At 70.6% G+C, this 25465-nt stretch carries 19 protein-coding genes and 2 pseudogenes; 6 read left to right on the plus strand and 15 right to left on the minus strand.

Going from position 1 to position 25465, the window contains the following annotated elements; translation table 11 throughout:
• The first annotated feature begins 111 nt into the window (after window positions 1-111).
• Window positions 112-1230, plus strand: coding sequence for a serine hydrolase domain-containing protein (locus tag ACIRDU_RS19735; protein ID WP_403581164.1), 1119 nt, complete (start codon window positions 112-114; stop codon window positions 1228-1230).
• An 832-nt stretch (window positions 1231-2062) separates the two neighbouring features.
• On the opposite strand, the gene ACIRDU_RS19740 is transcribed toward ACIRDU_RS19735, so the two are convergent.
• Complete coding sequence (locus ACIRDU_RS19740; protein ID WP_403581257.1) at window positions 2063-2218, minus strand: DUF6131 family protein; 156 nt, start codon at window positions 2216-2218, stop codon at window positions 2063-2065.
• A 262-nt stretch (window positions 2219-2480) separates the two neighbouring features.
• On the opposite strand from ACIRDU_RS19740, the gene ACIRDU_RS19745 reads away from it, so the two are divergent.
• The 4 genes from ACIRDU_RS19745 to ACIRDU_RS19760 all read left to right on the plus strand — a co-directional run bounded on the left by ACIRDU_RS19745 (window position 2481) and on the right by ACIRDU_RS19760 (window position 6716).
• A complete protein-coding gene (locus ACIRDU_RS19745; RefSeq protein ID WP_403581165.1) occupies window positions 2481-3494 on the plus strand; it encodes an RNA polymerase subunit sigma-70 in 1014 nt (337 codons plus the stop codon).
• A 742-nt stretch (window positions 3495-4236) separates the two neighbouring features.
• Window positions 4237-4527, plus strand: a complete 291-nt coding sequence (locus tag ACIRDU_RS19750) for a hypothetical protein (RefSeq protein WP_403581167.1) — start codon at window positions 4237-4239, stop codon at window positions 4525-4527.
• A gap of 865 nt (window positions 4528-5392) precedes the next feature.
• Entirely contained in the window at window positions 5393-5521 is a 129-nt protein-coding gene (locus ACIRDU_RS19755) for a hypothetical protein (protein WP_403581169.1), read from the plus strand.
• The gene (locus ACIRDU_RS19760; RefSeq protein WP_403581171.1) at window positions 5511-6716 is read left to right on the plus strand and encodes an NlpC/P60 family protein; all 1206 of its coding nucleotides are present in this window, start codon (window positions 5511-5513) and stop codon (window positions 6714-6716) included. The genes ACIRDU_RS19755 and ACIRDU_RS19760 overlap by 11 nt, the downstream gene beginning before the upstream one ends.
• Before the next feature lie 166 nt (window positions 6717-6882).
• Here ACIRDU_RS19760 and ACIRDU_RS19765 read toward each other — a convergent pair.
• From ACIRDU_RS19765 to ACIRDU_RS19785, 5 genes and pseudogenes are all read right to left on the minus strand, one after another.
• Window positions 6883-7367, minus strand: a pseudogene (locus tag ACIRDU_RS19765) (ferredoxin-NADP reductase); the annotation flags it as partial.
• Window positions 7368-8829: 1462 nt separating this feature from the next.
• On the minus strand, window positions 8830-11142 hold the full coding sequence (locus ACIRDU_RS19770) for an FdhF/YdeP family oxidoreductase (protein WP_403581173.1): 2313 nt from the start codon (window positions 11140-11142) through the stop codon (window positions 8830-8832).
• Window positions 11143-11178: 36 nt separating this feature from the next.
• Window positions 11179-11799: an SRPBCC family protein gene (locus ACIRDU_RS19775; RefSeq protein ID WP_403581175.1), complete on the minus strand. Its 621-nt coding sequence runs from the start codon at window positions 11797-11799 to the stop codon at window positions 11179-11181.
• 828 nt (window positions 11800-12627) lie between these two features.
• Window positions 12628-12959 (minus strand): annotated as a pseudogene (locus ACIRDU_RS19780) (ATP/GTP-binding protein); the annotation flags it as partial.
• A gap of 29 nt (window positions 12960-12988) precedes the next feature.
• Window positions 12989-13390 carry a VOC family protein gene (locus ACIRDU_RS19785; RefSeq protein WP_403581176.1) on the minus strand — a complete coding sequence of 134 codons (402 nt, stop codon included), beginning with the start codon at window positions 13388-13390 and terminating at the stop codon, window positions 12989-12991.
• A 137-nt stretch (window positions 13391-13527) separates the two neighbouring features.
• On the opposite strand from ACIRDU_RS19785, the gene ACIRDU_RS19790 reads away from it, so the two are divergent.
• On the plus strand, window positions 13528-14787 hold the full coding sequence (locus ACIRDU_RS19790; protein ID WP_403581178.1) for an ATP-grasp domain-containing protein: 1260 nt from the start codon (window positions 13528-13530) through the stop codon (window positions 14785-14787).
• A gap of 4 nt (window positions 14788-14791) precedes the next feature.
• Here the strand turns inward: ACIRDU_RS19790 and ACIRDU_RS19795 are convergent, their stop codons facing one another.
• The 9 genes from ACIRDU_RS19795 to ACIRDU_RS19835 form a co-directional block, all read right to left on the minus strand.
• On the minus strand, window positions 14792-16069 hold the full coding sequence (locus tag ACIRDU_RS19795; protein WP_403581180.1) for an MFS transporter: 1278 nt from the start codon (window positions 16067-16069) through the stop codon (window positions 14792-14794).
• An 80-nt stretch (window positions 16070-16149) separates the two neighbouring features.
• Entirely contained in the window at window positions 16150-17403 is a 1254-nt protein-coding gene (locus tag ACIRDU_RS19800; protein ID WP_403581182.1) for an ATP-grasp domain-containing protein, read from the minus strand.
• Entirely contained in the window at window positions 17396-18655 is a 1260-nt protein-coding gene (locus ACIRDU_RS19805) for an ATP-grasp domain-containing protein (protein WP_403581184.1), read from the minus strand. Before ACIRDU_RS19805 ends, ACIRDU_RS19800 begins: the two co-directional genes overlap by 8 nt.
• A complete protein-coding gene (locus tag ACIRDU_RS19810; RefSeq protein WP_403581186.1) occupies window positions 18652-19932 on the minus strand; it encodes an aspartate aminotransferase family protein in 1281 nt (426 codons plus the stop codon). The genes ACIRDU_RS19805 and ACIRDU_RS19810 overlap by 4 nt, the downstream gene beginning before the upstream one ends.
• Window positions 19926-21443, minus strand: coding sequence for an amino acid adenylation domain-containing protein (locus tag ACIRDU_RS19815; RefSeq protein WP_403581188.1), 1518 nt, complete (start codon window positions 21441-21443; stop codon window positions 19926-19928). Before ACIRDU_RS19815 ends, ACIRDU_RS19810 begins: the two co-directional genes overlap by 7 nt.
• Entirely contained in the window at window positions 21436-22614 is a 1179-nt protein-coding gene (locus ACIRDU_RS19820; protein ID WP_403581189.1) for an acyl-CoA dehydrogenase family protein, read from the minus strand. The genes ACIRDU_RS19815 and ACIRDU_RS19820 overlap by 8 nt, the downstream gene beginning before the upstream one ends.
• Window positions 22611-22877: a hypothetical protein gene (locus ACIRDU_RS19825; protein ID WP_403581191.1), complete on the minus strand. Its 267-nt coding sequence runs from the start codon at window positions 22875-22877 to the stop codon at window positions 22611-22613. Before ACIRDU_RS19825 ends, ACIRDU_RS19820 begins: the two co-directional genes overlap by 4 nt.
• Window positions 22878-22895: 18 nt before the next feature.
• On the minus strand, window positions 22896-24149 hold the full coding sequence (locus ACIRDU_RS19830) for a pyridoxal phosphate-dependent aminotransferase (protein WP_403581193.1): 1254 nt from the start codon (window positions 24147-24149) through the stop codon (window positions 22896-22898).
• On the minus strand, window positions 24146-25462 hold the full coding sequence (locus ACIRDU_RS19835) for a KamA family radical SAM protein (RefSeq protein WP_403581195.1): 1317 nt from the start codon (window positions 25460-25462) through the stop codon (window positions 24146-24148). Before ACIRDU_RS19835 ends, ACIRDU_RS19830 begins: the two co-directional genes overlap by 4 nt.
• Between the last annotated feature and the right edge of the window lie 3 nt (window positions 25463-25465).

Consider the following 25465-nt stretch of genomic DNA (forward strand, 5'->3'; position numbering starts at 1 on the left):
ATAATGAGGGCATGAGCGTGCCGGACGGGCCGGCACGCCACTCGTGCCCTGTTGTCCGGGTCAGGCGACCGATGCGGAGCTCACCCCGGGGAACTTGAAAGGACGCATGACGTGAAGAACCCACTGGATTGCGCGGCACTGAACGCGGCCATCGAGAACGTCCACCGCGCCGGGATGCCCGGCCTGTTCGCCGAGGTGCGAGACAGCGACCAGGTCTGGCGCGGCGCCGCCGGGGTCGCCGATGTCGCCACCGGCCGTCCCGTCACCGCCGACATGCGGCACCGCGTCGGCAGCATCACCAAGACCTTCACCGCCGCCGCGGTGCTGCAGCAGGTCGAGAGCGGTCAGATCGGTCTCGACACACCGATCAGCCGGTACCTTCCGAAGCTGGTTCCCGGAGAACGCGGTGACGCGATCACGGTCCGGATGCTGCTCAACCACACCAGCGGCCTCGCCGAGTACCTCCCGTACGCCTACCCCTCCCTCAAGGCGTACCCGGCCCTCGCGGACACCGGGCCCCAGAGCCTGGACGACCACCGGTTCACGCGGTTCGACCCCGCTGAACTGATCGAGATGGGGGTCACCGCCCCTGCCGTCGGAGCCCCGGGCGGTACTCCGGGGGTGTACTCCAACACCAACTACCTGCTCCTGGTCCAACTCCTGGAACAGGTGACCGGCACTACGGCCGAGCTATACATCACCCGGAACGTCATCGAGCGCGCCGGGCTCCAGGACACCGAACTTCCCGCCGGACCGTACGTCAACGGGTCGCACTCCCAGCTCTACGAGGCGTGGTTCGGCATGATCGACCCGCCGCGCGACTACAGCGTCTACGACATGTCATGGGTGGGGCCGTCGGCCTCGCTGATATCGACCGTCACGGACCTCAACCGCTTCTTCCGCATGCTGCTGGCCGGGGAGATCGTCAGTCCGTCGTCGCTGGCGCAGATGCAACGCACCGTCCCGGTCGTCTCCCAAGAGGGAAAGACCATCGACTACGGCCTCGGTCTGCACCCGATGGAGGGTCCCGGCCAGGGCATCTTCTGGGGCCACGGCGGCACGGTCTGGGGCGGTGGAGCGCTGGCCATGACCCGTGCCGACGGCAAGCGTCAGATGTCCGTCGCGGTGAACCTGCAGAGGTGGAACAAGCTCGACTCCTCCGGCAAGCCGCAGCCCCATCCCATCGACGACGCGCTTGTGACTCTGTACCGCGTGGCGATGTACGGCTGACCGGGCGGAAAGTCGGTGACGCCATTGACTGACTGAGACCGTGGGAGATCGTCTGGCCGTCGCTCAGAGGTTCGAAGCGCAGCGTGAGCCGGTCGGCGAGCGCATCAGCGCCCGGATCGCCCGGCAAGACGACCCGGCCGGGGACGTCACCGGCCGGGACCCCCTGGGAGCGCGGAGTGGGACGGGAGGGTGCGGCCGCAGTCGAAGCGATCGGCTTGTCAGACCGGCCATGAGGGGCGTGGCCGCATTCCAGTGATCAGCAGTCCGCACGATGGGAAGCGGGTCAGCAGGCCGGACAGATGCGCTTGGTTCACAACGTTGCCGTAGACCACCGTCTGGCCGATCACCACGTGGTCCAGCTCGGGGAACGTCTCCGCTACGTGCTGCGGGACCGGGCCGGCGACACGGAACAGATATGGGTGCGCCGCAATTTCGCAGGCCTGCGGCCCTGTTGATGCTGCGCTCCGGCCGGGAGCGCAGGGCTGCTGCCACGGCTGCGGCAGCGTGGGGCAGGCCCCTGGTTCGCGGTGCGGTGTCGAGAGCCGATTGATGGGTGACGCCGGACGGGACGGTTCTCTCACTCGTCTTGGACGCCGAGCAGTGAGAGGGCCCTGGCGGCTATGACAGCGGCCAAGGCCCGGCACACGCTGGTGCCGGGCCTTGGCCCCGGCACTCATGGGGGAGTGGGCCCGAGCGTGGAATCAGGAGCAGCAGTAGTCCGTGCTTGTTCGGGCCGACCTCGATGGGCCGCCTGTGGTCGATGTACCGGCGCGCGGCTGTATGAGGTCATGTTCCGCGCCCGGGCGGTTAATGGTGCGGGTTAGGAGGACGGTCACCAGTAGTGTCGCCGGCCGGCGAATGCGTGTCCCATGGAGCCCATGATCCACAGGATTGCACCGATGACCGCGAGGACGATTCCGATCGTCCACAGGATGGATATGCCGGTGACGAAGCCGACGACCAGCAGGATGATGCCGAGGACGAGCATGACGGCCTCCGGTGTGCGGTAGTGCTGCTTCCACTGTGGACCGCGACGCCGCGGCAGGGAAGGGTCGTGCACCTGTCGACCAGACATCGGCCCCTCCCGGACGACCGCGATCATGCCGACCATCCTCGTTCTCCACCACGTCGAAACCCGGCCTACCCAGGATGAGCAACGCTCAGCCATGCCGTCCGAGCCTGGTGATGAGTTTTCGCGCCCGTACCCGTCACATCTACGACGGGACACGACGAGGCGGAAGGTTGACGTGATGAGTGCGGACACGCGGCTGGAGGAGCTGGGCATGAGCGGTCTGGGCGAGAGCAGGCTGGACGAGGTCGACGAGCCGGCGTTCTCGGGGCTGGCGGAGCGATACCGGCGGGAGCTGCACGTGCACTGCTACCGGATGCTCGGGTCGTTCGAGGACGCCGAGGACACCGTGCAGGAGACGTTCCTCCGTGCCTGGCGGCGGCGGGAGACCTTCGAGGGGCGGTCGACGTTCCGGGCCTGGCTGTACCGGATCGCCACCAACGCTTGCCTGGACCTGCTCGCCAAGTGCCGCCCGGAGCCCGCGACCGGCGGCGAGGTGCTGTGGCTGCAGCCCTACCCGGACCGGCTGCTCGACGAGCTGCCCGCGGGCGACGCGGACGAGCCGGAGACCGTCGCCGTCGCGCGGGAGACGATCGAGCTGGCGTACCTGGTCGCAGTCCAGCACCTCGCACCGCGCCCTCGGGCCGTGCTGATCCTGCGGGACGTGCTCGGCTGGCCGGCGAAGGACGTCGCGGAGGCCCTTGGGGACTCCGTCAACTCCGTGAACAGCGCGCTGCAGCGGGCCCGCGCCGGCATGCGGGAGCACCTGCCCGCCGAGCGGCAGGACTGGACCGGCGGCCGACAGGACGCCGGAACGCGCGAGCTGGTGCGCCGCTATACCGATGCAAGCGTGGCCACGGACGTCGACAGGCTCGCAGCAATGCTGCGGGACGATGTCCGCTGCTCGATGCCGCCCACGCCGGGCCTGTACGTCGGCCGCGAGGCAGTGGTGAAGGACTGGGTCGAGAGCGGCTTCGAGGGCATGAAGGGCCTGCGCGCCGTCCCCACGTCCGTGAACCGGCAGCCCGCCGTCGCCTTCTACCTCTGGCGGAAGCGAGAGGGCGCGTACCTGCCGCTGACGATCGACGTCCTGCGCGTCACCGGCGGGGCGATCACCGAGATCGTCACGTTCCACGACGACCAGTTCCCTCGGCTCGGGCTGCCGGAGCGCCTGGCGGCGGACGGCACGGAGTAGCCCGGTGCGGACGCTCGCGTTGCGCGGTGGCACACGTGTCGCGGTGGTGGCGGCGGAATGGTGTCCCCGACGGCGGCGCAACGGAACACAGCTCGGCGCAAGGGCGTGCGAGCGCACTGATGCGGCCCCCGGTGCTGCCCCCGTTCCAGGTCCCTCTCGTCTCACGACAACACCCAGTACACGGTGGCCGCCGAGACCATCGCCCCCGTCACGGAGACGCCGCCCGGCTCGCCGACGCGACACCGCTTCCTCGCCGACGGCACCGACTCGAGTACGGCCGAGGCCTGGGGGTCCTCAACACCCTGGCGGGGGCATGATTATCAGCCGTACGGGCGCGGACAAAACGGCGTGGTCGAGGTGCTGGTGTCAGCGGGGCTGAGGGATGCCGTTGCCGATGTGGGTGGGCACCGGGTCCGTCTCGCTGTAGATGTCCGTGTCCTGGCGTCGCATGCTGCACCTACTTCGTCTGCAACCCGGTCGTGGCGATGGTTCTCGGTGGGCTTTTTGCGTTGTCGTTCATCGTGGGGTTCGGGCTGCGCCGCAGGGCACGGCACTCGGTTCGCTGCAGCGCTTATGGTGCGCTGGGCGGAGTCCTCGACAAGTCCATGGCCGGGTTCTGAGCCGTTGCGGCGTCCCACACCCCACGTGCAGGCGATGCTCAGTACGCCACCACGCCCCGCGGATGCGCATACGTTGGGCTTGGATCAGTACCACCCCACCGCCGCGCTCGTAGGATGCCTGTATGTCCAAGCCGATACGGACGAGCCGCCGCACGTGGCTCGCTGCATGGGCGGTGCTGTGCGCGGTCGGCATCGCCGCCACCGCCGGACTGAACGCCTCCTCGGCACCGGTCCCGCAGCCCGAGAAGCCCGTCAGCGCCGAGTGCGCCGAGCACATCGCGGACATCGAGACGCAGCTGGCCAAGGCCAAACAGGAAGGCAAGGACGACGGCGTGCTGGCCTTCTCTCGAAGCAAGGTCGGCGCCGACGACTGCGGCGACGAGATCCGCGACCACTTCAGCGGCGATCGATGAGCCGCGCCGTCGAGGACGAGCTTGCGGCAGCGGGAGGAGATCAGGGCGGCACAGCCACCCTGCACGGCGTGCTGTGGACCCGCACAGCGAACTGCGCGGCACAGCCAGGGCAGCCGCGCCTGCCCCCGTCAGCCCGGCGGCCGAGCCAGGACGGAAGTCGCCGGCCCACGGGGCTGTCCTTCCGGCGCCGCGCAGGTGCGCGCCGGTGTGATGCGCCGGGATGGGCAGTGGCCAGAGGCACATGGAGCCGGTGTCGGATGCTGCGGGACGAGGCCAGGGATGATGCCTGTGCCGTAGTCGAGAGCCACTAGGTGGGCAGGGCTTCGTGCGCCCAAGATGCTCCTGGCTCGGCCCGGACCCGGCGAGCCACGCACAACCGCGTCCACCAGTTTGGGGCTTCCGCCGGTGACTTGAGCTTCGTCGCGTAGCAGATGCGGGCATACCGGTTGGTGGCGAAGGCGGGATCCGCGGCGATCCCTTGCAGCCCCTTGTCGTCGTGCGACTAGGCGTCCACGTCTTCGGCCTGCTCCGTGTTGCCTCGCGGCTTCCGTGAGGCGGATCGTGCCGTCGTGGGCGGTGTGCAGAACCGACCGGTCGGGCAGCACGCTCGGCGACGCACGTTCGTCCAACGCGGGCGTATCGATGGTGAGGTGGGCCTGGTGGTGGTCCCCGGGCGGAGGGCCGCCGCGGCGGCGTGCGTTCACGGTGCGGATGGAGCGGCGAAGGTCACAAAGCATATCCGGGCATTTGAGGCTTCGATCTTCACGGAAGGCTCACAAGTTGGCTAAGTTGGCCATTGGCTGCACGAGTTCCGCCGATAGGCAGGTGGTTTTGTGCACGCTCGGACGAAAGGAGCGCCCTCTCCATGGCGCTGGAACGAACCTCGCGCCCCGGGGTGAACGGTTCTGCGGACAAGGTCAACTCCCTTGCCCCGGAAGCCCTCACTGCCGAGGCCCGGCTCTCGCAGTTTGCTGGTGCCCGCGTTGGCGACTGAGAGTGGGGCGCTGAGCCCTGACGAGGTCCGTCGCTATGTCGACAACCTCTACGACCGGGCCGAGAGTGACACGGGTACCTTCAACGCGACCCGCGCCGCCGCGATCCCGCGCCAGCGGGGCGTGGCCACCCGCGACCGTTCCCAGGAAGGCACGGGGCCCGCGTTCGGAACCCTTACCCGGCAGTGGTTCGACGCCGCCCGTGCCAAGCTGGGCCCGACGATGCCGGCGTCCCTGCCGGACAAGAGGATGCCGGTCCGTCCCGACCCCGCGTCCCGGGCAGCGCGACCCGTGCCCCCGACGGAACGTCCCGCGGAGCCCCTCGCCCTCGAAGCGCCCAAGGCGCCCACCGACGTTGCGTGGGAGCTGACCGGCGGACCGGCTCGGACGCCGACATCTGCTGCCCTCCCGCAGCTCTCCGGTCAGTTCGTCGCAGCGGCTGCGGCAGGCGAATCCACGCAGGACGAGAGCGCTTGGCGTGCCGATGCGTACGTGGCCCCGGGCGGAGACATGGCGGCATGGCCGCTGTACGAGCCCGATCCAGCTCGCGCCCCGGAGTCCGGCCCTGTGCCCACCCCGCAGCCCGCTGCGGCGCTGCCCGCCGGTCCAGCCCCGACCGCGACCTATGACACCGGTCTGCCGGACATCCCTGTACCTGCCGCGGCGGCACTTGCTCCGGCACTGCCCGTCGAACCGACCACCGCACCCGTCCCCGCTGCGCCGACAGCGGCTGCCGTCCTCACGGCGCCGGTCGTCTCAGCGGTACGGGGAACCACCCCCACAAGCGTCACGTCAGCCGCCTACGGTGGGTCCTGGCTGCCTCCGGACGCCTGCCACAGGACCCAGGCCGAGCGGGTGATCGCCTTCGCCCGAGGGCAGATCGGTCGCCCCTGCGTCTGGGGCGCGGCCGGGCCCGGGTCGTATGACGCCCCAGGTCTCGCCCAGGCGGCGTGGAAGGCCGCCGGCGTGACGCTTCCCCGGACCACCGAGGCCCAGTGGAGAGCGGGAGTGCAGGTCTCGCTCTCCGAGGTCCAGGTCGGAGACCTGGTCTTCTTCCACGACGACCTCAGCCACGTCGGCATCTGGAGCGGCGACAGCGTGCTGATTCACGCCCCAGGTCCGGGAGCGCGCATCCGGGAGGAGTCGGTGTTCTTCGCCGGCCAGTCAGCGATCAAAGGTGTGATGCGCCCGGCCTGACGCCGGCCTGGCCTCTGGCGGGGGCCGCCTGGTGATGCGATGGGGGAGTCGGACATGTCGTGTTCGGCGCGCCTTGCGAAGCCTGGCGCCTGTGCGGGACTTGTGGGCAGGGCGCCGTGTGCCAGGGGTGCCGCGTGAGGTGCGCCGCGGGTGGGCGGGCGTGGCATCAGAGCGTCGATCGACGTCGGGACGCCGTGACCAGTTCCGCCACAGTGGCGAACTTGCTGCGCGGTCTGCCGTCGCGTCCGCCGCGCAGGCGCTCGGCCCGGTCGATGGCCGCCGTGCCGCGGGCGTCCACAGACGCGGCGCGCGGCGCCGTGCCAGGCGCAGGAAGGAGTTCGCCGAGTGAGCGGGCGCCGCGAGAACGCCCTCGACGGCGTCGGCGAGCTGACTGGTGACGGTTTCGGCGGCGCACGCCCGGTTGGCGCCGGTGCCTCCCGACGAACCGCGTTTGATCCACCCCACGACGTAGGTGCTCGGCAGCCCGGCCACCCGCCCCTCGTCGTGCGGAACGGTTCCGGTCGCCTCGTCGAACGGCAGCCCTGACACCGGTGTGCCCCGGTAACCGGTGGCCCGCAGTACGGTCGTGGAGGGCAACAGCGCGTCGCCGCTCGCACCGGTGGTGCGCACGGCCCGCACACTTCTGTCGCCGCCCCCCCACGATCTCCGTCGGAGCAGAGCGGAGCGCAGCGGGGCGCGACGCCGTACCGCACGAGGCCGCTCGTCACCGGCAGCCGGTCGCCGAGGGTGATCTCGGCGTGGGTGTGGGAGCAGGTCCTGCGCGGTGTATATACCGGCCGGTTCCGTGCCGACGACGGCGACGCGCAAGCGGCGGAAGTCGGCCGGCAGGGCACGGTCGAACGTGGGCGGGTCCCTGGCGTGGAAGGGACGCCCCACCCTGACCAGGCTCGGCTGCCCGCCATGCACTTGAGCCCTTTGACGTCGGGAAGTGGGGCTGCGCCGAAGCTCTGGACTTGCTCAAGAGGTGCTGCAGGTCACCGCGACCCGGGCATACTGCGGGCAATCCGGGCGCAGCCCGGCAGAAGGGGGGCGTCGTGTTGATCGCATTCATATGGGTGAGCGGGTTCGTGCTGACGCTTGTCACGGTGGTCACCTGGATGGTGCGCCGGGCATGGCGTCGCGCCTGGGACGATCTCGGCGTGCGGGCAACCGCGCGCGGCTCGAGCGCCTGGCCAGGCCATGGAGCGTGGCCGACCAGCACCGCATCGCACAGCGCAACCACGGGGCATGAAGCCGGCAGCCTGGTCGACCACTCATCCTGGTGGGAGGCAGGCGGGAGCGAAGGCTCTTCGAGTGGCTGCTCCAGCGGTGGGTCCTCCTCTTGTGGGAGCAGTTCGTCGTGCGGCGGCAGTTCCTCGTCCTGCGGGAGCAGCTCGTCTTCGTGCGGGAGCAGTTCGTCGTCCTGCAGCAGTTCCTGCTGACCAAAGCCAAGCCCTCCGCTGACCGGAGGGTCATCCTCTTCTCAACTGCAAACTGTTCACCGCACCCGGCGCGCGCCCGGGGGAGAGGTTGCGCGGGCGCGGTGGGAGCGGCACTGCCCCGACCAGAACCTGCCGCCGGTGTGGGTGGAGCGGCAGCTCTGGCCGGAATCATCACGCCAGGTCCTGCCGCGCCGCGGCGGCACTCGTGCGTGCTGCTGGTACCACGGCGGTGACTGGCACACGGTCAACGCGATGGCGCTGGAAGTGCTCGGGCACAGTCACCCTGTTCAGCATCGCTGACGTCATCCAACCGGCCGACAAGGTCGGCTACCTCGACGGCCAGCACCGGGCCCAGGCCATGGCGGGCGGGCTGGCCCGGCCGACGCCGGTGCCCCGCCGCTCGGGTGGCTCTAGCCGCCGCGACCCCCCGCTACGCCGCAGCGTGCGAACCCTCCACGCCGGCGGGCGCTGCGAGGAGCGGCAACACTCTGCGCCCTGTTCCCGGTTTTGCTCCTCGTGGTCGCGGCGGTCTGCGCCATCGCGGTCGGCCGTATGCCCGTCCTCCCACGGGCTTCCCCCCTGACCCGCTGAGGGTGCGTCGCCTCTGCCGGCAACGTGCGACGGGGCGGGGCCCGCTGTCGTCGCGGGCCCCGTCGGGATCGTGCCGGCGGTCAGGCGGGTGTGGACCGTGTCCGGTCGAGCGTGGGTTCGAGGCGGACGACGATGCCCTTCGACGTGGGCTGATTGCTGATGTCGGCGACGCTGTCCAGCGGCACCAGGACGTTCGTCTCCGGGTAGTAGGCGGCGGCCGAGCCCTTGGCGGCCGGGTAGGGCACGACCTGGAAGTTCTCGGCCCGGCGCTCGGTGCCGTCCGCCCAGACGCTCACCAGGTCGACGTGATCGCCCTGAGCGAGGCCGAGTTCGGACAGGTCGGCCGGGTTGACGAGCACGACGTGGCGGCTGCCGTGGATGCCGCGGTAACGGTCGTTGTCGGTGTAGGGGATGGTGTTCCACTGGTCGTGCGAGCGCAGGGTCTGCAGCAGCAGGTGCCCCTCGGGTGCCCGGGGGACCACGCGCTCGTTGCACGTGAACAGGGCTTTGCCGACCTTGTTGTTGAAGACGCCCTCGTTGACCGGGTTGGGCAGTTGGAAGCCTCCGGGGCGGGTCACCCGGGAGTTGAAGTCGTGGAAGCCCGGCACGATGCGGGAGATGCGGTCGCGGATGGTGCCGTAGTCGCCCTCGAACTTGTCCCAGGGGATGTCCGCCTTGCCGTCCAGGGTGCGGCGGGCGAGCCGGCACAGGATGGCTACTTCGCTGAGCAGCAGCGGGGAGGCCGGTTCGAGGCGGCCCTGGGAGGTGTGCACCTCGCTCATGGAGTTCTCGACGGTGACGAACTGTTCGCCGTCGGCCTGGACGTCACGCTCGGTGCGCCCCAGGGTCGGCAGGATCAGTGCGGTGTCGCCGCAGACGGTGTGCGAGCGGTTCAGTTTGGTGGAGATGTGGGCGGTCAGCCGGCAGGAGCGCATCGCCTCCTCGGTGACCTCGCTGTCGGGAGCGGCGCGGACGAAGTTGCCGGCCAGGGCGAGGAAGACCTTGACGCGGCCCTCGCGCATCGCCTTGATCGAGTCCACCGAGTCCAGGCCGTGCGGGCGCGGCGGGTCGAAGCCGAACTCCTTTTGCAGGGCGTCGAGGAAGGTGTCAGGCATCTGCTCCCAGATGCCCATGGTGCGGTCGCCCTGGACGTTGCTGTGGCCGCGCACCGGGCAGGCACCGGTACCGGCGCGCCCCAGGTTGCCCCGCAGCATCAGGAAGTTGACGATCTCCCGGACGGTGGGCACGCCGTGCTTGTGCTGGGTGATGCCCATCGCCCAGCAGACGATGACACGTTCGCTGTTCAGGACCTCGTCGCGGACCTTCTCGATCTCCTCGCGGGTCAGTCCGGTCGCGGTGCGCACGTCGTCCCAGTCGACGGTGCGGGCGTGCTGGACGAACTCCTCGAAGCCGGTGGTGTGGGCGTCGATGAAGTCGTGGTCCAGGACGGTGCCGGGCCGGGCGTCCTCGGCCTCCAGCAGCAGGCGGTTGAGGGCCTGGAACAGGGCGAGGTCGCCGCCGGGCTTGATGTGCAGGAAGCGGTCGGCGATCTGGGTGCCGCGTCCGACGACCCCGCGCGGCTTCTGGGGGTTCTTGAAGCGCCGCAGCCCGGCTTCCGGCAGCGGATTGACCGCCACGATCCGGCAGCCGTTGTGCTTGGCCTCCTCCAGGGCGCTGAGCTGGCGCGGGTGGTTGCTGCCCGGGTTCTGCCCGACCAGGAAGATCAGGTCGGCGTGGTGGAGGTCGGTGAGGCTGACGGTGCCCTTGCCGGAGCCCAGCGTCTCGCTCAGGGCGAAGCCGCTGGACTCGTGGCACATGTTGCTGCAGTCGGGCAGATTGTTGGTGCCGAAGGCGCGGGCGAACAGCTGCAGGACGAAGGCGGCCTCGTTGCTGGCGCGGCCGGAGGTGTAGAAGACGGCCTCGTCGGGGGAGTCCAGCGCGTTGAGTTCCTGCGCGAGGACGCCCAGGGCGTCGTTCCAGCTGATGGGCTCGTAGTGTTCGGAACCGGGCCGCTTGATCATCGGCTCGGTGAGCCGGCCCTGCTGGTTGAGCCACATGTCGGAGCGGGCGGCGAGATCGGAGACGCTGTGCTCACGGAAGAAGTCGGCGGTGATCCGGCGCGTGGTGGCCTCGTCGTTGATGTGCTTGGCGCCGTTCTCGCAGTACTCGTTGCGATGGCGCCGGCCCGGGGCCGGGTCCGCCCACGCGCAGCCAGGGCAGTCGATCCCGCCCACCTGGTTCATGGTCAACAGGTCCACCCCGGTCTTGCGCGGGGAGGTCTGCTCCAGGGAGTACTCCAGCGCGTGCACGACCGCGGGCACTCCGGCCGCCCACTTCTTCGGAGGTGTCACGGAGACGGTGGTCTCCGGCTCCTCGCCTGACGGGTTCTGCATCGGTTTGCCTTTCTCCTGCCGTGTCCGGCACGCAGGTCAGCCGACGGGCCACTGGGCCACGCGGCTCCTGGGCGGTTCCGGGTGCTCGTGCTGGACGCGGCCGTTGCGGATGGTGCCGCGCCAGGCCCCGCCCTCCTGCCCCAGTCCCTCGATGAAGTGCTTGAAGTTCATGAGTTCCCCGTGCACCAGTCGGGCGGTCAGCCGGGCGGCCCTGGACGAGCGGGTGAGGATCCTCGCGGCTCCCTGCGGTTCCAGGAGCATCCGGACGGTGACCGCGGTGCCGCCGGACTCCGTCGGCCTGAATTCGACCTCGCCCTGGTGGGAGGGGCTCTGCTCCAGTCCGCGCCAGGCCAGGTAGGCGTCGGGGTCCTGCTCCACGATCTCGACGGCGAAGCGGTGGCGCAGGGGCCCGTAGCGGATGGTCCAGGCGGTCACGGTGGGCCTGATCTGCTCGACACCGTGCACCAGGGTCGAGAAGCGCGGGAAGGTCTTGAACTGCGTCCACTGGTTGTACGCCGTCCGCACCGGCACCGCGACCTCGACCGTCTCCTCGACGTGCCGCTCGCGCAGCGGACGGCGGCGTGTGACGCCGTCGCCGTCAGTGTGCGTTCCCGGCGTGGTCGGCACGGCCTGCTGGGCGTCGTCTTCGTGCGCCATTGTGGTCTCTCTTCCGGTGGCGGAACCCGGCGTCCGGGAACCCGGCCGCCCCTCGTGCGTCAGGGCTTCTCTTCCGGTTCCCCCATCGTGTACTTCGAGTCGCCCCGGTGTGGTCCGTGTCCCGCGCGATTCCGGGCTACGAGGGGCGGTCCGGTCCCGGGGCTTCCCTGCGGTGGCTGAGGCGGCCGGTCAGCGATGGCCTTGCGGACGGTGCAGTGGGGAGTCGTCGCGCACGCCGGCGACGATCGTGTCACCGGTGTCGGCCTCGCCGCCCGGCCGGAGGTCGGCGATGCGGTTGTCGAGCTGTGCCTGGATGGTGCGGCGCAGTCCCCTCCAGCTTCACCTCCTGCGCGTCCACCCGCCACTCACTGTGATCCAGAGGTGGTGCCGTTCCTGGAGTGGTGGTTGATGTATGACAGGTCAGCGTTGCCTCGGGATCAGCGGGGTGATGCAGGTGTCTCCCGCGCCTGCAGGGCTGCGTGTGTTTGGCTGGTCAGGGATGTTTTGCCTGGTCAGCATGGGGCTGTTGTGTGCTGGCGGTTTCCTGATCTGTGGTGCGGTGCACGGTGCACAGATAAGGGAGGGTGAGGGTGCGGTCAGAGGTTTCGGTGCGCTCTGCCGCGGGGGAGTTGCTTCGTTGCTGGTCCGGTTGTGTGCGGATCCTCTGAGGTGCGCCACGGGCCGGGGGAGATGACAGGCCGGATCGGCGTTGGACGGTGCCGCCCCTCCACGGTGCCGTGACCCTCACCTCGGTCTTCATGTCGCACGCCGGACGGCTCGGGCTGTGCAGTGGTTCGCACCGGGCGCCGGGCGCCCGCCGGCCTTCCCTCAGCGGGCCGTGGCGGCTTCCGCGCGGGCCAAGGTGACGTCCAGCACGACCAGCAGCGCATCCCGGACCCAGCCCGTCTGACGTGCGTCGAAGACGATCAGGGGCACGTGCTCGGCGATGTCCAGGGCCCCGCACCTCGTCGGGGTCGTGCTCGGCCGCCCCGTCGAACGCGTTGACGGCCACCGTGAGGGGGATGCTCTTGTGCTCGAAGCAGTCCCATTGCCGCGCAGCAGTCGTCCAGGCGGCGGGTGTCCACGATCACCAGTCGCCCCGGGGCACCCTCCACCAGGTCGTCCCACATGAAGCCGAACCGGTCCTGGCCCGCAGTGCCGACCACCGGGTCCTGCTGGAGAGACAGGCTCAGGCGACGAAGATGCAGAAGGGATGGCCCGAGGGGTCGGCGTAGACCCGGAAGGGCTCATCGGGGCCCTGCTTGTTGTCGGACAGCAGACGGCCGCCGAGACTCAGCACGCGCTCGTGTTGCGCCTTGAGGTCCTCGATCGACGACACGCTCAGGTCCACGTGCAGTTGCTGCGGAACCGGGCCGTCGGGCCACGTCGGCGGCGTCAACCGGTCGACGTGCTGGAAGGCCAGCCGGGGAGCGCCGTCGGGGGTGCGCAGCACCAGCCAGTCCTGCCCCCGCTCGTCGGGCTCACCCGCCTCGGGCGGCTCGTCTCCGGGACCGTAGACCAGACCGAGCAGTGAGCGGTAGAACTCCGCGAGTCCCCTGATGTCGGTGCTGTCGAGCACCACCTGATGCATTTTCAGCGATCCCTGGTCGGACACGTGATCACCTCCGGCAGCTAGTGTGCCCGGTGAGCGGGTTCAAAACGGGGTGGCGCCGCCGGATGTCCGGTGGGAGCGGGACTCAGACCGCGGTCGGCGGGTAGGCGGCGCCTATGGACAAGGCGCACCTGCTCGTGATCACGCCGGGTTTACGTGCTTACCGCGAATATCTCCTGCAGTCGATCAGCCGCCAGTACCGGGTTCACCTGGTCTTGACGCAGTTGCCCACGTGGGAGCGCGAGTACGTGGACGACTGCACGGTGGTGGCCGATCTCGCGGACACCGAGGAGTTGGTGCGGGCGGCGGTGCGCGCGGGGGAGAGGCATCCCCTCGAGGGTGTGATCTGCTGGGACGAGACCTACATCGTTCAGACCGCACGGGTCGCGGCGGCGCTCGGGCTGCCCGGGGATCCGGAGGTCATCGAGCGCTGCCGGGACAAGTACCGCACGCGTGAGGCGCTCGACGCCGGCCGGGTGCCGCAGCCTCGGTACCACGTGGTGTCCGGCAGGGACGAGGCGGTGGCGGCGGCGGACGACATCGGCTACCCGGTCATCCTCAAGCCCAGGGCGCTGGCCGGCAGCTTCGGTGTGGTGAAGGCCGACAGCCCCGCCCAGTTGCGTACGTTGATCGAGTTCACCCACGCCAGTGGCGCGCTGGCCCCGGAGTTGCCGACCCACGCGAGCAACATCCTGGTGGAGGAGTTCGCGCGGGGCCCCGAGATCAGTGTCGACTGCGTGGTGCACCGCGGTGCGGTGACGCCGGTGTGCCTCGCCCGCAAGGACCTCGGCTTCGCACCGTACTTCGAGGAGACCGGGCATGTCGTCGATCCCGCCGACCCCTTGTGGTCCGACCGCGCCCTGATGGATGCCGTCACCCGCACGCACACCGCGCTGGGCTTCACCGACGGCGTGACGCACACCGAGATCAGACTGACCTCCGACGGCCCGAGGATCATCGAGGTCAACGCGCGCATCGGCGGCGGGATGATCCCGTTCCTCAACCTGCTCGGCGGCGGTGCGGACCTGGGCCTGGCCGCAGCGGCGGTGGCCTGTGGACGGCCGCCCCGGCTCGCCACCTCCGCGCGCCGCCGGGTCTGCGCGATCCGGTTCTTCTACCCGGAGCGCGACGACAGCGTCATCGAGGAGGTGAGGTTCGAGGAGGCCGGACTGCCTCCGCAGATCGTGCGCTGCGGGCCGCTGGCCGGGAAGGGCGAGGTCAAGTCCCCGCCGCCGCGCGGGCTGATGGACGGCCGGGTCGCCTACGCGATCGCTAGGGACGGGGACGCCGACGCATGCCGTGCGGCGCTGGAGAAGGCGCGGGAAGCACTGCGCGTGCGGGTGGCGCCGGAGGCGGCGTCGGCGCGTACCGCCTGAGCGCTCACGTACGTGCCGACGCGCGCTCCCCGGGCTCACCCGGCTGTCCGGACTTGTCGGGCAGGAGGCTCTGCAGGGTGCGTACGGTGCGCAGCGGGGACAGCACCAGGAACAGACTGGTGCTCAGCAGCCCCAGGGTGCCGATGAGCAGGGCGGCGCGCAGGCCGAACTGGCTGCCGAGCCAGCCCCCCAGCAGCGAGCCGACGGGCTTGACGCCCAGAGCCACGAACAGGTAGGCCGCGTTGGTACGGCCCAACAGGTGTTCGGGGGTAACGGCCTGACGGATCGTCATGGTGTGGACGTTGCAGGCGGTGATGCCGAATCCCTGGATGAAGAACGCGATCGCGAACAGCGGCGCCGCCCACGCACCCCGGTACGCGGCGGGCAGCAGCAGGGGAGCGAGGTCGCCGATGACCGCCGCCACGACCAGCGTGGAACCCAGCCCCACCCGGCGGGCGAGACGATCGGTGAAGGCCGCCCCCAGCAGCGCGCCCACCGCACCGATCGACATCATCAGGCCCAGGGTGCCGGGGCTCATGTCCAGCTCCCGGACGGCGAACAGGGCCAGGATGGTGAGGACGATCTGCCAGCAGATGTTGTAGCTGGCGGCCTCACCGAGGGTGGCGCGCAGATAAGGGTTGGAGAAGGTGAAGCGGAATCCCTGCCCCACCTGGGAGCGCAGCGGCGCCGGGTCGGCCGGGACGGGCTTCTCCCGGCGGCGCACGGCACCGACGCCCAGCGCCGACGCGAGGTAGGAGACCGCGTCCACCACCAGAGCGAACGGCGCGCCGACGACCTGTACCAGGGCTCCGCCGAGTCCCGGACCGCCGATCTCGGCGACCGACTCACTTGCGGTGAGGCGGGAGTTGGCCCCGGTGAGATGTTCGGGGGGGACGATCGCCGGGAGGTAGGAGCGGTAGGCGATGGTGAAGAACACGCGTGCCGTGCCGGCGACACAGGCCATCGCCAGCAGCCAGCCGAAGGTCAGCCGGTCGAGGGCGGCCAGGACCGGGATGACGCCGATGGAGACCGCCTGCCCGAGGCTGGACAGGATCAGCACGCCCCGCCGCTGCCAGCGGTCGACCAGCAGCCCGGCGGGCAGTCCGAGGACCAGGTAGGGCGCGAAGGTCAGCGCGCCGAGCAGGCCGAGTTGCCCTGGCGTGGCGTCCAGCGTCAGCACCGCTGTCAGCGGCATGGCGAGCTGGTAGACCTGTGTGCCGATCAGCGACGCGGTCTCGCCCGCCCAGACGAACCGGAAGTCCCTGCGCCACCCCTTGACCACGATGCTCCCTGTCGTAGACGTGCATGAACGTCGGCCCACGCACCCCGGGCCCTGACCGGGCCGGAGGCCGCGGGTGAGTCTCAGTGCCCCGGATCGACGTCGTAAAAACCGAAGCCGTCCAGATAGCACACGGTGGCGAAGTCTCGAAGCAGTACGGAGCGATCCGGGTGGATCAGGCCCACCACGACCGGTTCGCCCTCGTCGTCGACGGTCCGTTCCAGCCGCTCCCCGGGTTTGAAGCGCAGGGTCACCCCGCGGCAGCTCTCCAGCTCCTCGATCAGCCCGACGTGCGGGTAGCCCCGCAGCACTCCCTCGACAGGCGAGGCGAAGAAGGCCATCGCGCCGTGGTTGTCCAGGGCGTACGGGTCACGGTGCTCGTTCAGGAACCCGTCGGGGTCGGCGTACGCCTGGACGGTCCGGTCGATCTGAGACTCCCCGGTCAGCAGCACCGCGTACCGGGCGACGTCGGCTCCGCACAGTCGCGCGCCCGCTTCGACCAGGCGCGGTCCCGCGCCGGTGAGCATGACTTCCAGGTGGACGGGGCCGAACTTGATGCCCAGGGCGTCGAGCACGGCACAGGAGTAGTCGGCGAGTGTGTGCCAGTCGGCGTCGCCGGGCGGTACCGAGGTCATGCCGTTGATCCGGTCCCGTACGCCGTTGACGGTGATCTTCTGATAGCGCCAGACATCGGTGATGCGGTGGCGTCCCCGGCAGCTGACGGTGTTGACCACGAACTCGACGCCCCGCAGGTACTCCTGGGCCACCACACCCTCGTTGGGCACGTCGAAGACGCTGTCGCGGGACATGATGCGGTGGTAGGCGGCGACCGACTCCGGCGGGGTGTCGCAGAAGGCCACACCGTCGTTGCGGGCGCTGCGCACCGGTTTGACGACGATGCGTCCACCGGACTCCTCGTGCCATGCCGCCAGTTGGCCGGCGTCCTCCACGCGGAGCTGCCGGGTCGTGGGCAGGCCCGCCGCGCGCACCGCCTCGATCTGGACGAATTTGTCGCGGCGGGCCTCACTGAGCGCGGTGCCGTTGCCCGGCAGCCCCAAGGCCTCGTTGAGCCGGTCGGTGAATTCCACGCCCAGCTCGCTGCCCACGACGACTGCTTCGGGCCGCACGGCCGCCAGGCGCTTGACCATGTGGTCCATGTCGCCGTCGTGCACGATGTTGTCGGTGTACCCGGTCAGATCCGCGGGCCCGTAGGAGGGCGGGACCTCGGGAGTGGACTGCACGCGGACGCAGTCGATGCCGGCTTCGCGGAACGCGCTGCCCACCTTGTTGACCGCGCCGTAGGGATCGACAAGGGCGATGGTGCGCCGCTTACCCATACTGGTCTGTCTCCAGTTCGTAGAAGCCGTAGCCGTCGAGGTAGCAGATGGTCTGGAAGTCCTTCTCCACCGTCGCGGCGTCGTCATGCGCCAGTCCGATCGTGAGCGGTTCGGAGCTGTCGTCGACCGTGCGGCGCAGTGACTGACCGGGAGTGACCCGCAGCGTCATGCCCTGGTAGCTGTCCAGTTGCTCGATCTGCTCCAGGAGCGGGTAGGCCTTGAGGCGGCCTTCGACGGGGGAGGCGAGGAAGGCCATGGCCGCGTGGGCGTCGTACCGGTAGGGGCTGTCCAGGTCGGCGAGGAACGCGGCGCCGTCCACATAGGCCTGGACCGTGCGGTCGATCTGCGACTCACCGGTCGCGAGGACGGCGTAGCGGGCGACGTCCGCACCGCAGAGCCTGGCCCCCACCTCCACGAGCCGTGGCCCGTCCGCGGTCAGGATGATCTCCAGATGGGCGGGTCCGTGACGGATGCCGAGCGCGTCGAGCACGGCGAAGGCGTAGTGGCGCAGGCGCGGCCAGCGCGGGTCGGCCGGCGGCAGGGAGATGACGCCGTTGATCCGGTCCCGCACGCCGTTGACGTCGATCTTGGTGTAGCGCCAGGTGTCGGTGACGCGGTGACGGCCCTGCCCGCTCACGGTGTTGACCACGAACTCGGTGCCGGCGAGATACTCCTGGGCGACCACTCCTTCATTGCGGTGACCGAAGTCGTTGATCGCCGAGCGGATGCGGTGGTAGGCGGCGACCGACTCGCGCGGGGTGTCGCACATGGTCACACCGTCGTTGCGGGCGCTGCGGATCGGCTTGAGCACGACGCGTCCACCGAGATCCGCGTGCCACGCCGCCAGTTGATCGGCTTGCTGCACCCGTAGCTGGCGCGCTGTGGGCAGGCCCGCGGACGCCACGGTGGCGACCTGGGCGTCCTTGGTGCGGCGGGCGTAACTGAGCGCGGTTCCGTTACCGGGCAGGCCGGCCGCCTCGCACAGGGCGTCGGCCAGCTCGACGCCCTGCTCGGCTCCCGCGATCACGGCGAGCGGCCGGTGCGCCTCGAGCGCCTCGGCGGTCGCGTCCACGTCGCCGATGTGGACGATGTTGGCGATGTACAGGCCGAGGTCGAGTTCGCTGCGATAGTGACCGGGGACGTCGACGGTGCTCTGCACCCGGACGCAGTCGTACCCGGCAGCGTCGAAGGCCTTGGCGAGTCTGGCAGCCGATCCGAAGCCGTCCACGACGGCGACGCTGCCGCGGTTCACAGACCGTCCCCGGCGACGGTGTGCAGCGCGGTGGTGAGGCGGTCGGTCAGCTCGCCCGCCTCGTCGGTGCTCAGCACCAACGGCGGCATCAGCACCAGGGTGTTGTTGGTGCTGGTCAGCAGCAGGCCGGCGGCCTTGCAGGCCTGCCTGACGCGGGCCATCTCGGCCGCCCCGAGCCGCGTGCCGTCCTGGCGCAACTCGACGCCGATCATGAGTCCTTCACCGCGTACGTCGTGGATGAGTGGGACGGCCGCTGCCCGCTCCCGCAACCGCTGCCGGATCGACTCGCCGGTCGTGCGGACCAGGGCCAGGAGCGTTCCGTCGGCCAGTTCGTCCAGTACGGCCGAGGCCGCCGCCATCCCGACGGGGTGCCCGTCGGCGGTGCAGCCGTGCGGGAAGACGTACTCGGGACGGGAGATGGCCTCGTCGAAGAGGGCGTCGGAGCACACCAGGGCCGCCAGGGGGAAGTATCCGGAGGTGATGCCCTTGCCGAGGATCAGCATGTCGGGCAGTACCTGCCGGGCGGCCATCACCGACAGCGCGCCGGTGCGGCCGAAACCGGTCGTGACCTCGTCGGCGATGAGGTGGATGCCGTGCCGGTCGCACAGCTCCCGGATCTGCCGCAGCATCCCGTCCGGGGCGGCGAGGACGTCGGTGCCCATGATCGGTTCCACGATGATCGCGGTGATGCTCTGCGGGCCGTGGCGCTCCACGGCCTTGGTGAGCGCCTCCATGTTCCAGGGCTTGACGTGGTGCACCTCGGGGACGAGCGGGGTCTGCAGGGCGTGCATCTGCCGTTCTCCGGTCAGCGCGCTCGCGACACCGCCGGTGCCGTGGTAGCCGTTGGTGAAGGCGATGACCTTGACGCGGCCCGTCTCACCGCGGACCTTGCGTACGAACCGCGACAGCAGAACCGACGCGGTCGTCATCTGCGACCCGGTGCTGCCGAAGCGGACGTGGTTGAGCGGGTCGGGCAGCGCCCCGACCAGGCGGCGGGCGTACGCCAGCGCGGCTTCGGCGGGTTCTTCGTAGCGGATGGTCTGGGCGACCGGCAGCCGGCGCAGCTGCTCGGTCATGGCCTCCACGAGCCGCTCGGAGCTGTAGCCGAGGGTGGTGTTCCACATCGCGGCGCGCGCGTCCAGGAACCAGCTGCCCGTCTGGTCCTGCACCCAGCAGCCCTTGCCGCGGGTGACGGCACTGCCGTCGATGCCACCGTCGTCGATGGCCTCCGGGGTGATCGCGTTGTACCAGAGGGCGTCGTGATCGTTCCTCAGCATGCCAGCGTCTCCAGCCTCTTGCGGTCGAGCTTGCCGTTGTCGTTGAGGGGGAAGCGCTCCACGCGCAGGAACCGCCCCGGCACCATGTAGGCGGGGAGCTTCTGGGCCACCCAGCCGGCCAGTTCCCGCGGGGGCACGGCCGCACCGACGTACATGGCCTTCAGGTCGGTGCCGTCGAAGACGACGGCGGCGTCCTCCACCTCGGGGTGGCTGCCCACGGCCGCCTCCACTTCTCCCAGTTCCACTCGGTAGCCGTGCACCTGGACCTGCGCGTCCAGGCGGCCCAGGTGGGTCAGGACGCCGTCCTCGTCCACCACGCGGTCACCCGTGCGGTACCAGAGCCTCGCAGGAGGAGCGTCGCTGCCGCCGTGGACGGAGGCGGGCGCGCCCGGTTTCCAGTCGAGGAAGCGGCCCGCGTTGTTGTCCGGGTCCAGGTAGCCGGCGAATCGCTGGGAACCGCGTACGCACAGTTCGCCCTCGCGGGCGCTGTGCCCCTCGTCGTCGACGACGATGTGCTCCAGGTGCGGCAGGCAGTGGCCGATCGGTACGGAGGCGTTGCGGGTCCGTGGCCAGTCGGCGGGGTCCGCGGGCAGGCGGTAGGCGGTGCAGGTGACCGTCAGTTCGGTCGGGCCGTAGAGGTTCTCGATGGTGGCGCCGGGCGCGGACCGGTGCCATGCGGCCGCCTGCTTGAGGGTGAGCTGTTCCCCGGCGAAGAGCCCCCACCGCAGATCCGGCAGGGAGTCGGCCGGCAGCCGGCGCATCCGGGCGGCGAGGGAGATCACCGAGGGCACGGAGAACCAGTGGCTGAGTCGCTGCCGACGGGCGAAGGCGGCCGGGTCGGCCAGTTCCTCCCGCTGCGGCACGACCAGGGTGGCGCCGCCGGCCCAGGTGACGAACATGTCGAACACGGACGGGTCGAAGGTGAGGTCGAAGGTCTGGCTCAGCCGGCGGCCCGGGCCGACGTCGTAACGGGCCACCTGATGGGCGACGTAGGGCAGGACATTGCGGTGTGCGATGGGCAGTCCCTTGGGCACGCCCGTCGAGCCGGAGGTGAACAGGATGTAGGCGGGGCCGTCCCCTGCGTCCGCCCCGCCGGCGTCGACGACCGGCGCTGCCGGGCCGTCCACGGCAGTGCCGTCGGCGTCGGCCAGGGTGAGCGGTACCGTCGCCCCGGCCAGTGATTCCCGCAGCGCCGTGTCCGCGAGGATCGTGCACAGACCGGCCCGGGTGGCGATCGTGGCGTTGCGCTGCGGCGGGAAGATCGGATTGAGCGGTACGACGGTCGCGCCGCGGCGCAGGATGGCGAGGTAACCGGCGTACGCCAGGGGAGTGCGCGAGGCGAGCAGCCCGACCCGCGCGCCCGGGGGCACGGCGCCCAGGTGGGCGGCCAGCCGGTCGGCGGCCTGGGACAGCTGCCGGTAGGTGAAGGTGGTGCCGCCCGTGCACAGGGCGGGAAGGTCGGCGTGGCGGCGGGCGCTCTCGGCGAACAGGCTGTGCAGCGTGTCAGACATGGCGGACCTCCCGGTCCATCAGCACCAGCACGCCGTCGGCCGCGTGCAGGCGGTCGTTGCTGTAGTTCAGGGGTGCGGACCGCAGGTCGCGCAGGGTCCGCTCCAGAGCGGTCGGGGAGTCGCGCAGATAGCCGTGGCGCATGCCCAGCAGTTCCACCAGTTCGTCGGCCGCGGCCGGGCACAGCTCGGAGGCGGTCAGCTTCACGGCGTTGATCAGCAGTTGCACCGGTGTGGCGGTCGCGTCCTCGGCCGACGCCAGTACGGTGACGGTGTGGTCGATCAGGGCGTGCACCGTGTCGAGCCGCTGGCGCACACGGGACAGGCGGCCCAGCAACAGCGGGGAGTTCAGGTCGTGGCGGCGCCGGTCCGCCCGCAGAAGCGTCACGGTGCGCCCCAGTGCCCCGTCCGCGGCGCCCAGCCAGCACGCGGCCCAGCCCAGGTGGGCCGTCGGCGCGAAGGTGCGCACGGCGATGTCCCTGAACGTACCGTGCTCGCCGATGACGTGGCCGGTGGGGATGTCTCCGGCCAGGTGCAGGGGCGCACTGTGGGTGGCGCGCATGCCCATCGGGTTCCAGTCGCCCCGCACGGTGATCGTGAGCTGGTCCCGTTCGGCGTACACGAGGGACATCTGGGAGGGTGAGGTGGCGCCGGGGGCGACGGCGGTGATCAGGAAGCCGTCGGCGTACTGGCCGCCGGTGACCACGGGAGCGAAGCGGTCGAGGTGTGCCGTGCCGCCGTCGGCGGTGAGCGCCGTTCCCGAGGAGAGCAGGTGTCCGCCGGTGGTGGCCTCGGTGGTCACGGACGCCAGGTACAGCTCGCCGCGGACGATGCGGGGCAGCAGCGTGGCGCGCAGGGCGCCGCCGTGGCGGACGATCGCCGCCACCTGCTGGCAGTGCATGGTGAAGATCATGCCGACGGACATGCAGGTGCGGGACAGCCGGTTGCTGACCGCGACCAGGTCGGCCAGGTCGCCGCCCGGCCCCCCGTCCTCGGCGGGCACCATCAGGCCCAGCAGCCCGGTGCGCCGCATCGCCTCCAGCGCCTCGTGCGGGAAGCGGGCCTCGCGGTCGCAGTCGGCGGCGTGCTGTGCCGCCACGGTTTCGACCTCGGTGACCGCCCGGTCGAGGTCGGCCGGCGCCCACCCGGCGCGCCGGGCTTCGGTGACGGTCATGCGGGTATCCCGCTTCCCGTGACGGTCCGCTCGAACAGGGCGACCAGCGTGTCCAGCCGGGTCAGGTTGTCCGGGGTGAGCTCGCCGGGCTCCACCTCCGTCTCGAGTTCCTCCTCGATGCGTTCCACGATCTCCACGATCCGGAAGGAGCTGAAGGTGGGCAGGTCGGTCAGGGTGGCGACGGTGCGCAGTTCGGCCGGGGCGACGTCGAGGACCTCGGCGGTGATCCGCGTGACGACCGCGCGGATGTCGGGTGTGTCCATGGGTTCTCCCGATTACGGTCAGGCGCCGAGTTTGGCGAGGCCTTCTTCGACGCGGGTGAGGGCGTCGGCGACGTGCGGCAGGGTGAGCGGGTCGGCTGCCGCGAGGGCGGCCTCCTGCTCCTCGTCCGTGTCGCCGTAGAGCATGCTGGTGGCGGCCTTGAAGCGCAGGGCCCGCGGTTCGTCGCCGAGGAGGTGTCCCGCCAGGACGGCAAGGCCCTGATCGTCCAGCAGGTGACGGGCCAGGGACTGCGCGTCGTCCACTCCGCGCGACCGCAGCCGCTGCCGCAGCGGTTCGAAGTCCGGGTAGACGTAGAAGGCGCCGGTGGGAGGGCGGCACAGCGCGCCGGCCGCGACCGCGGCGGCGTGCACGGCCCGGGCGACCGCGCCGTGCAGCCGGGCGCTGGCCGCCAGCCGCGCCCTGATCTCCGGCGGATCCGCGAAGGCGTACACCGCCACCTGCTGCATGGGACCGGACAGCGTGGACCACATGTCACTGGCGACGGCGATCAGTTCCTCGCGCAGCCGTCCCCCGGCCCCGCCCGGCGGTACCCGAAGCGCCCCGATCCGCCATCCGCCCACGGCCAGCGACTTCGACAGCCCCGTGGTCACCACCGTGCGGTGCGGAACCACCTCGGCAGGGCTGAGAAACGCCGCGTCCGGCCGGTGCATCACATCGCGGTAGATCTCGTCCGAGACGATCATCAGGTTCTCGGCTTCCGCGATCGCGCAGATCTGCCGGACGAGGTCCGCGCCGGCCAGCGTGCCGGTGGGGTTGTCGGGAAGGGTGAGCACGACGATGCGCGGGTCGCCGCCTTCGCGGCGGGCCTTGGCGACGGTCGCTGCCAGGGCGGCCGGTTCGGGAACGCCTCCGCACGACTCCGGGATCGGCACGCTGTGGACCCGCTTGCCCGCCATGCGGGCCTGCGGAGCGTAGGAGTTCCAGCACGGCCGGGGGAGCAGCACGTCACCGGGCAGCACCATGTTCAGGGCCATGAGCAGCGGTTTGCTGCCCGGTCCGAGCATGACGTGCTCCGGTTCGGTGGGCAGACCGCGGCGGCTGAAGTAGCCGCTGACCGAGGCGAGTGCGTCGGGAGCGCCGGCGACCGGGCCGTAGGCGTTGCGCCGGGCGCCCTCACGCAGTTGTTCCGTCAGCGGGGCGAAGGCCGGCAGCCGGGACTCGCCGAAGCCGAGGTGGACGATCGAACGGCCCTCGGCGCGCAGCCTGGCGACACGCTCGTTGAGCGCCAGGTTCGGTGACATCGGCGTCGTCATGGCCGCAGTGCCTCCCGGATGTCCTGCGGTGCGTCGTCGGCCAGTTCGAGGTCGCTCAGCCAGCTGGCGGTCGTGCTGTAGTGGGCGCGGAAGGGGCGCCCGACCAGTGCGGGGTTGCGGGCCTGCGCCATGCGCAGTTGGAAGGAGCGGCCGCCGGAGTGGTTCTCCACCCCGTCGACGACCACCTTGCCGGGAGTGGTGGACATGACCGGCCCGCGGACCGTGCGGGCGAGGCCGGGCAGGGTGCGGTAGGCCGCGTGGAAGATCTCCACGGCCCGGGCGAGCGGCACCTTGAAGTAGTCGTACGGGCCGGTGTCCCGCTCGACGAACATGTAGTACGGCACGGCGCCGGCGGCCAGTTCGGCCTTCCACATCTGTGCCCAGGTGTCGGCGTCGTCGTTGACGTGCGCGACCATCGGCGCCTGGCAGTAGACCACCGCGCCGGTGGAGCGGATCCTGCGCAGCGCCTCGGTCACCACCGCGGAGCGCAGTTCGCGGGGGTGGGTGAAGTGGGCCATGACCGCGACCTGCTTGCCCGCGGCCGCGACCCGCTCGAACAGGCGGAGCAGCGCGTCGGAGTCGGCGTCGCTGACGAAGCGCTGCGGCCAGTACGCCAGCGACTTGGTGCCGATGCGGATGGTGTTGACGCTCTCGATGCCCAGCAGCGGTTCGAGGTGGCCGCTCAGCCGTTCGGTGCTCATCACCATCGGGTCGCCGCCGGTGACCAGTACGTCGCTGACCTCCGGGTGGGCGCGCAGGTAGCCGCTGAGAAGGTCGGGGCCCGGGGCGGCGAAGCGCAGGGAGGGGTCGCCCACGAATTGTGCCCATCGGAAGCAGTACGTGCAGAAGGCATGGCAGGACTGCCCCTGGGTGGGGAAGTACAGGACCGTTTCCCGGTACTTGTGCTGCAGGCCAGGCAGCCGTTCCCCCTCGTGGACCGGCACGTTGTACTCGCGCTGCCCCGAGGGATGGGGGTTGAGGCCGGCGCGGATGCGGGCGACCTCCGCGCGTATCTCGCGCGAGGGCGCGCCGGAGCGTACCAGCGCCTCCAGGGCGCGTTCGTCCCGCTCCGGCAGCATGCCGCGCTGGGGGAAGACCAACCGGAACATCGGGTCCTCCTGCGGCCTGCTCCAGTCGATGAGTTCGTTCAGCACGTACTCGTTGACCCGGAACGGGAGGACGTGGGCCAGCAGGGCGATACCCGCTCGGAGGTCGGGATCGAGGCCGTAACGCCGGGCGATGTCGTCGATCTGCCGCGGGCCGAACGCCCGAAAGCGGGTGCCGGCGACCGGTTGGTCGACCATCAAAGTCATACG

The organism is Streptomyces sp. NPDC093598 (genome assembly GCF_044764825.1).
In the GTDB taxonomy this organism is placed as follows: Bacteria; Actinomycetota; Actinomycetes; order Streptomycetales; family Streptomycetaceae; genus Streptomyces.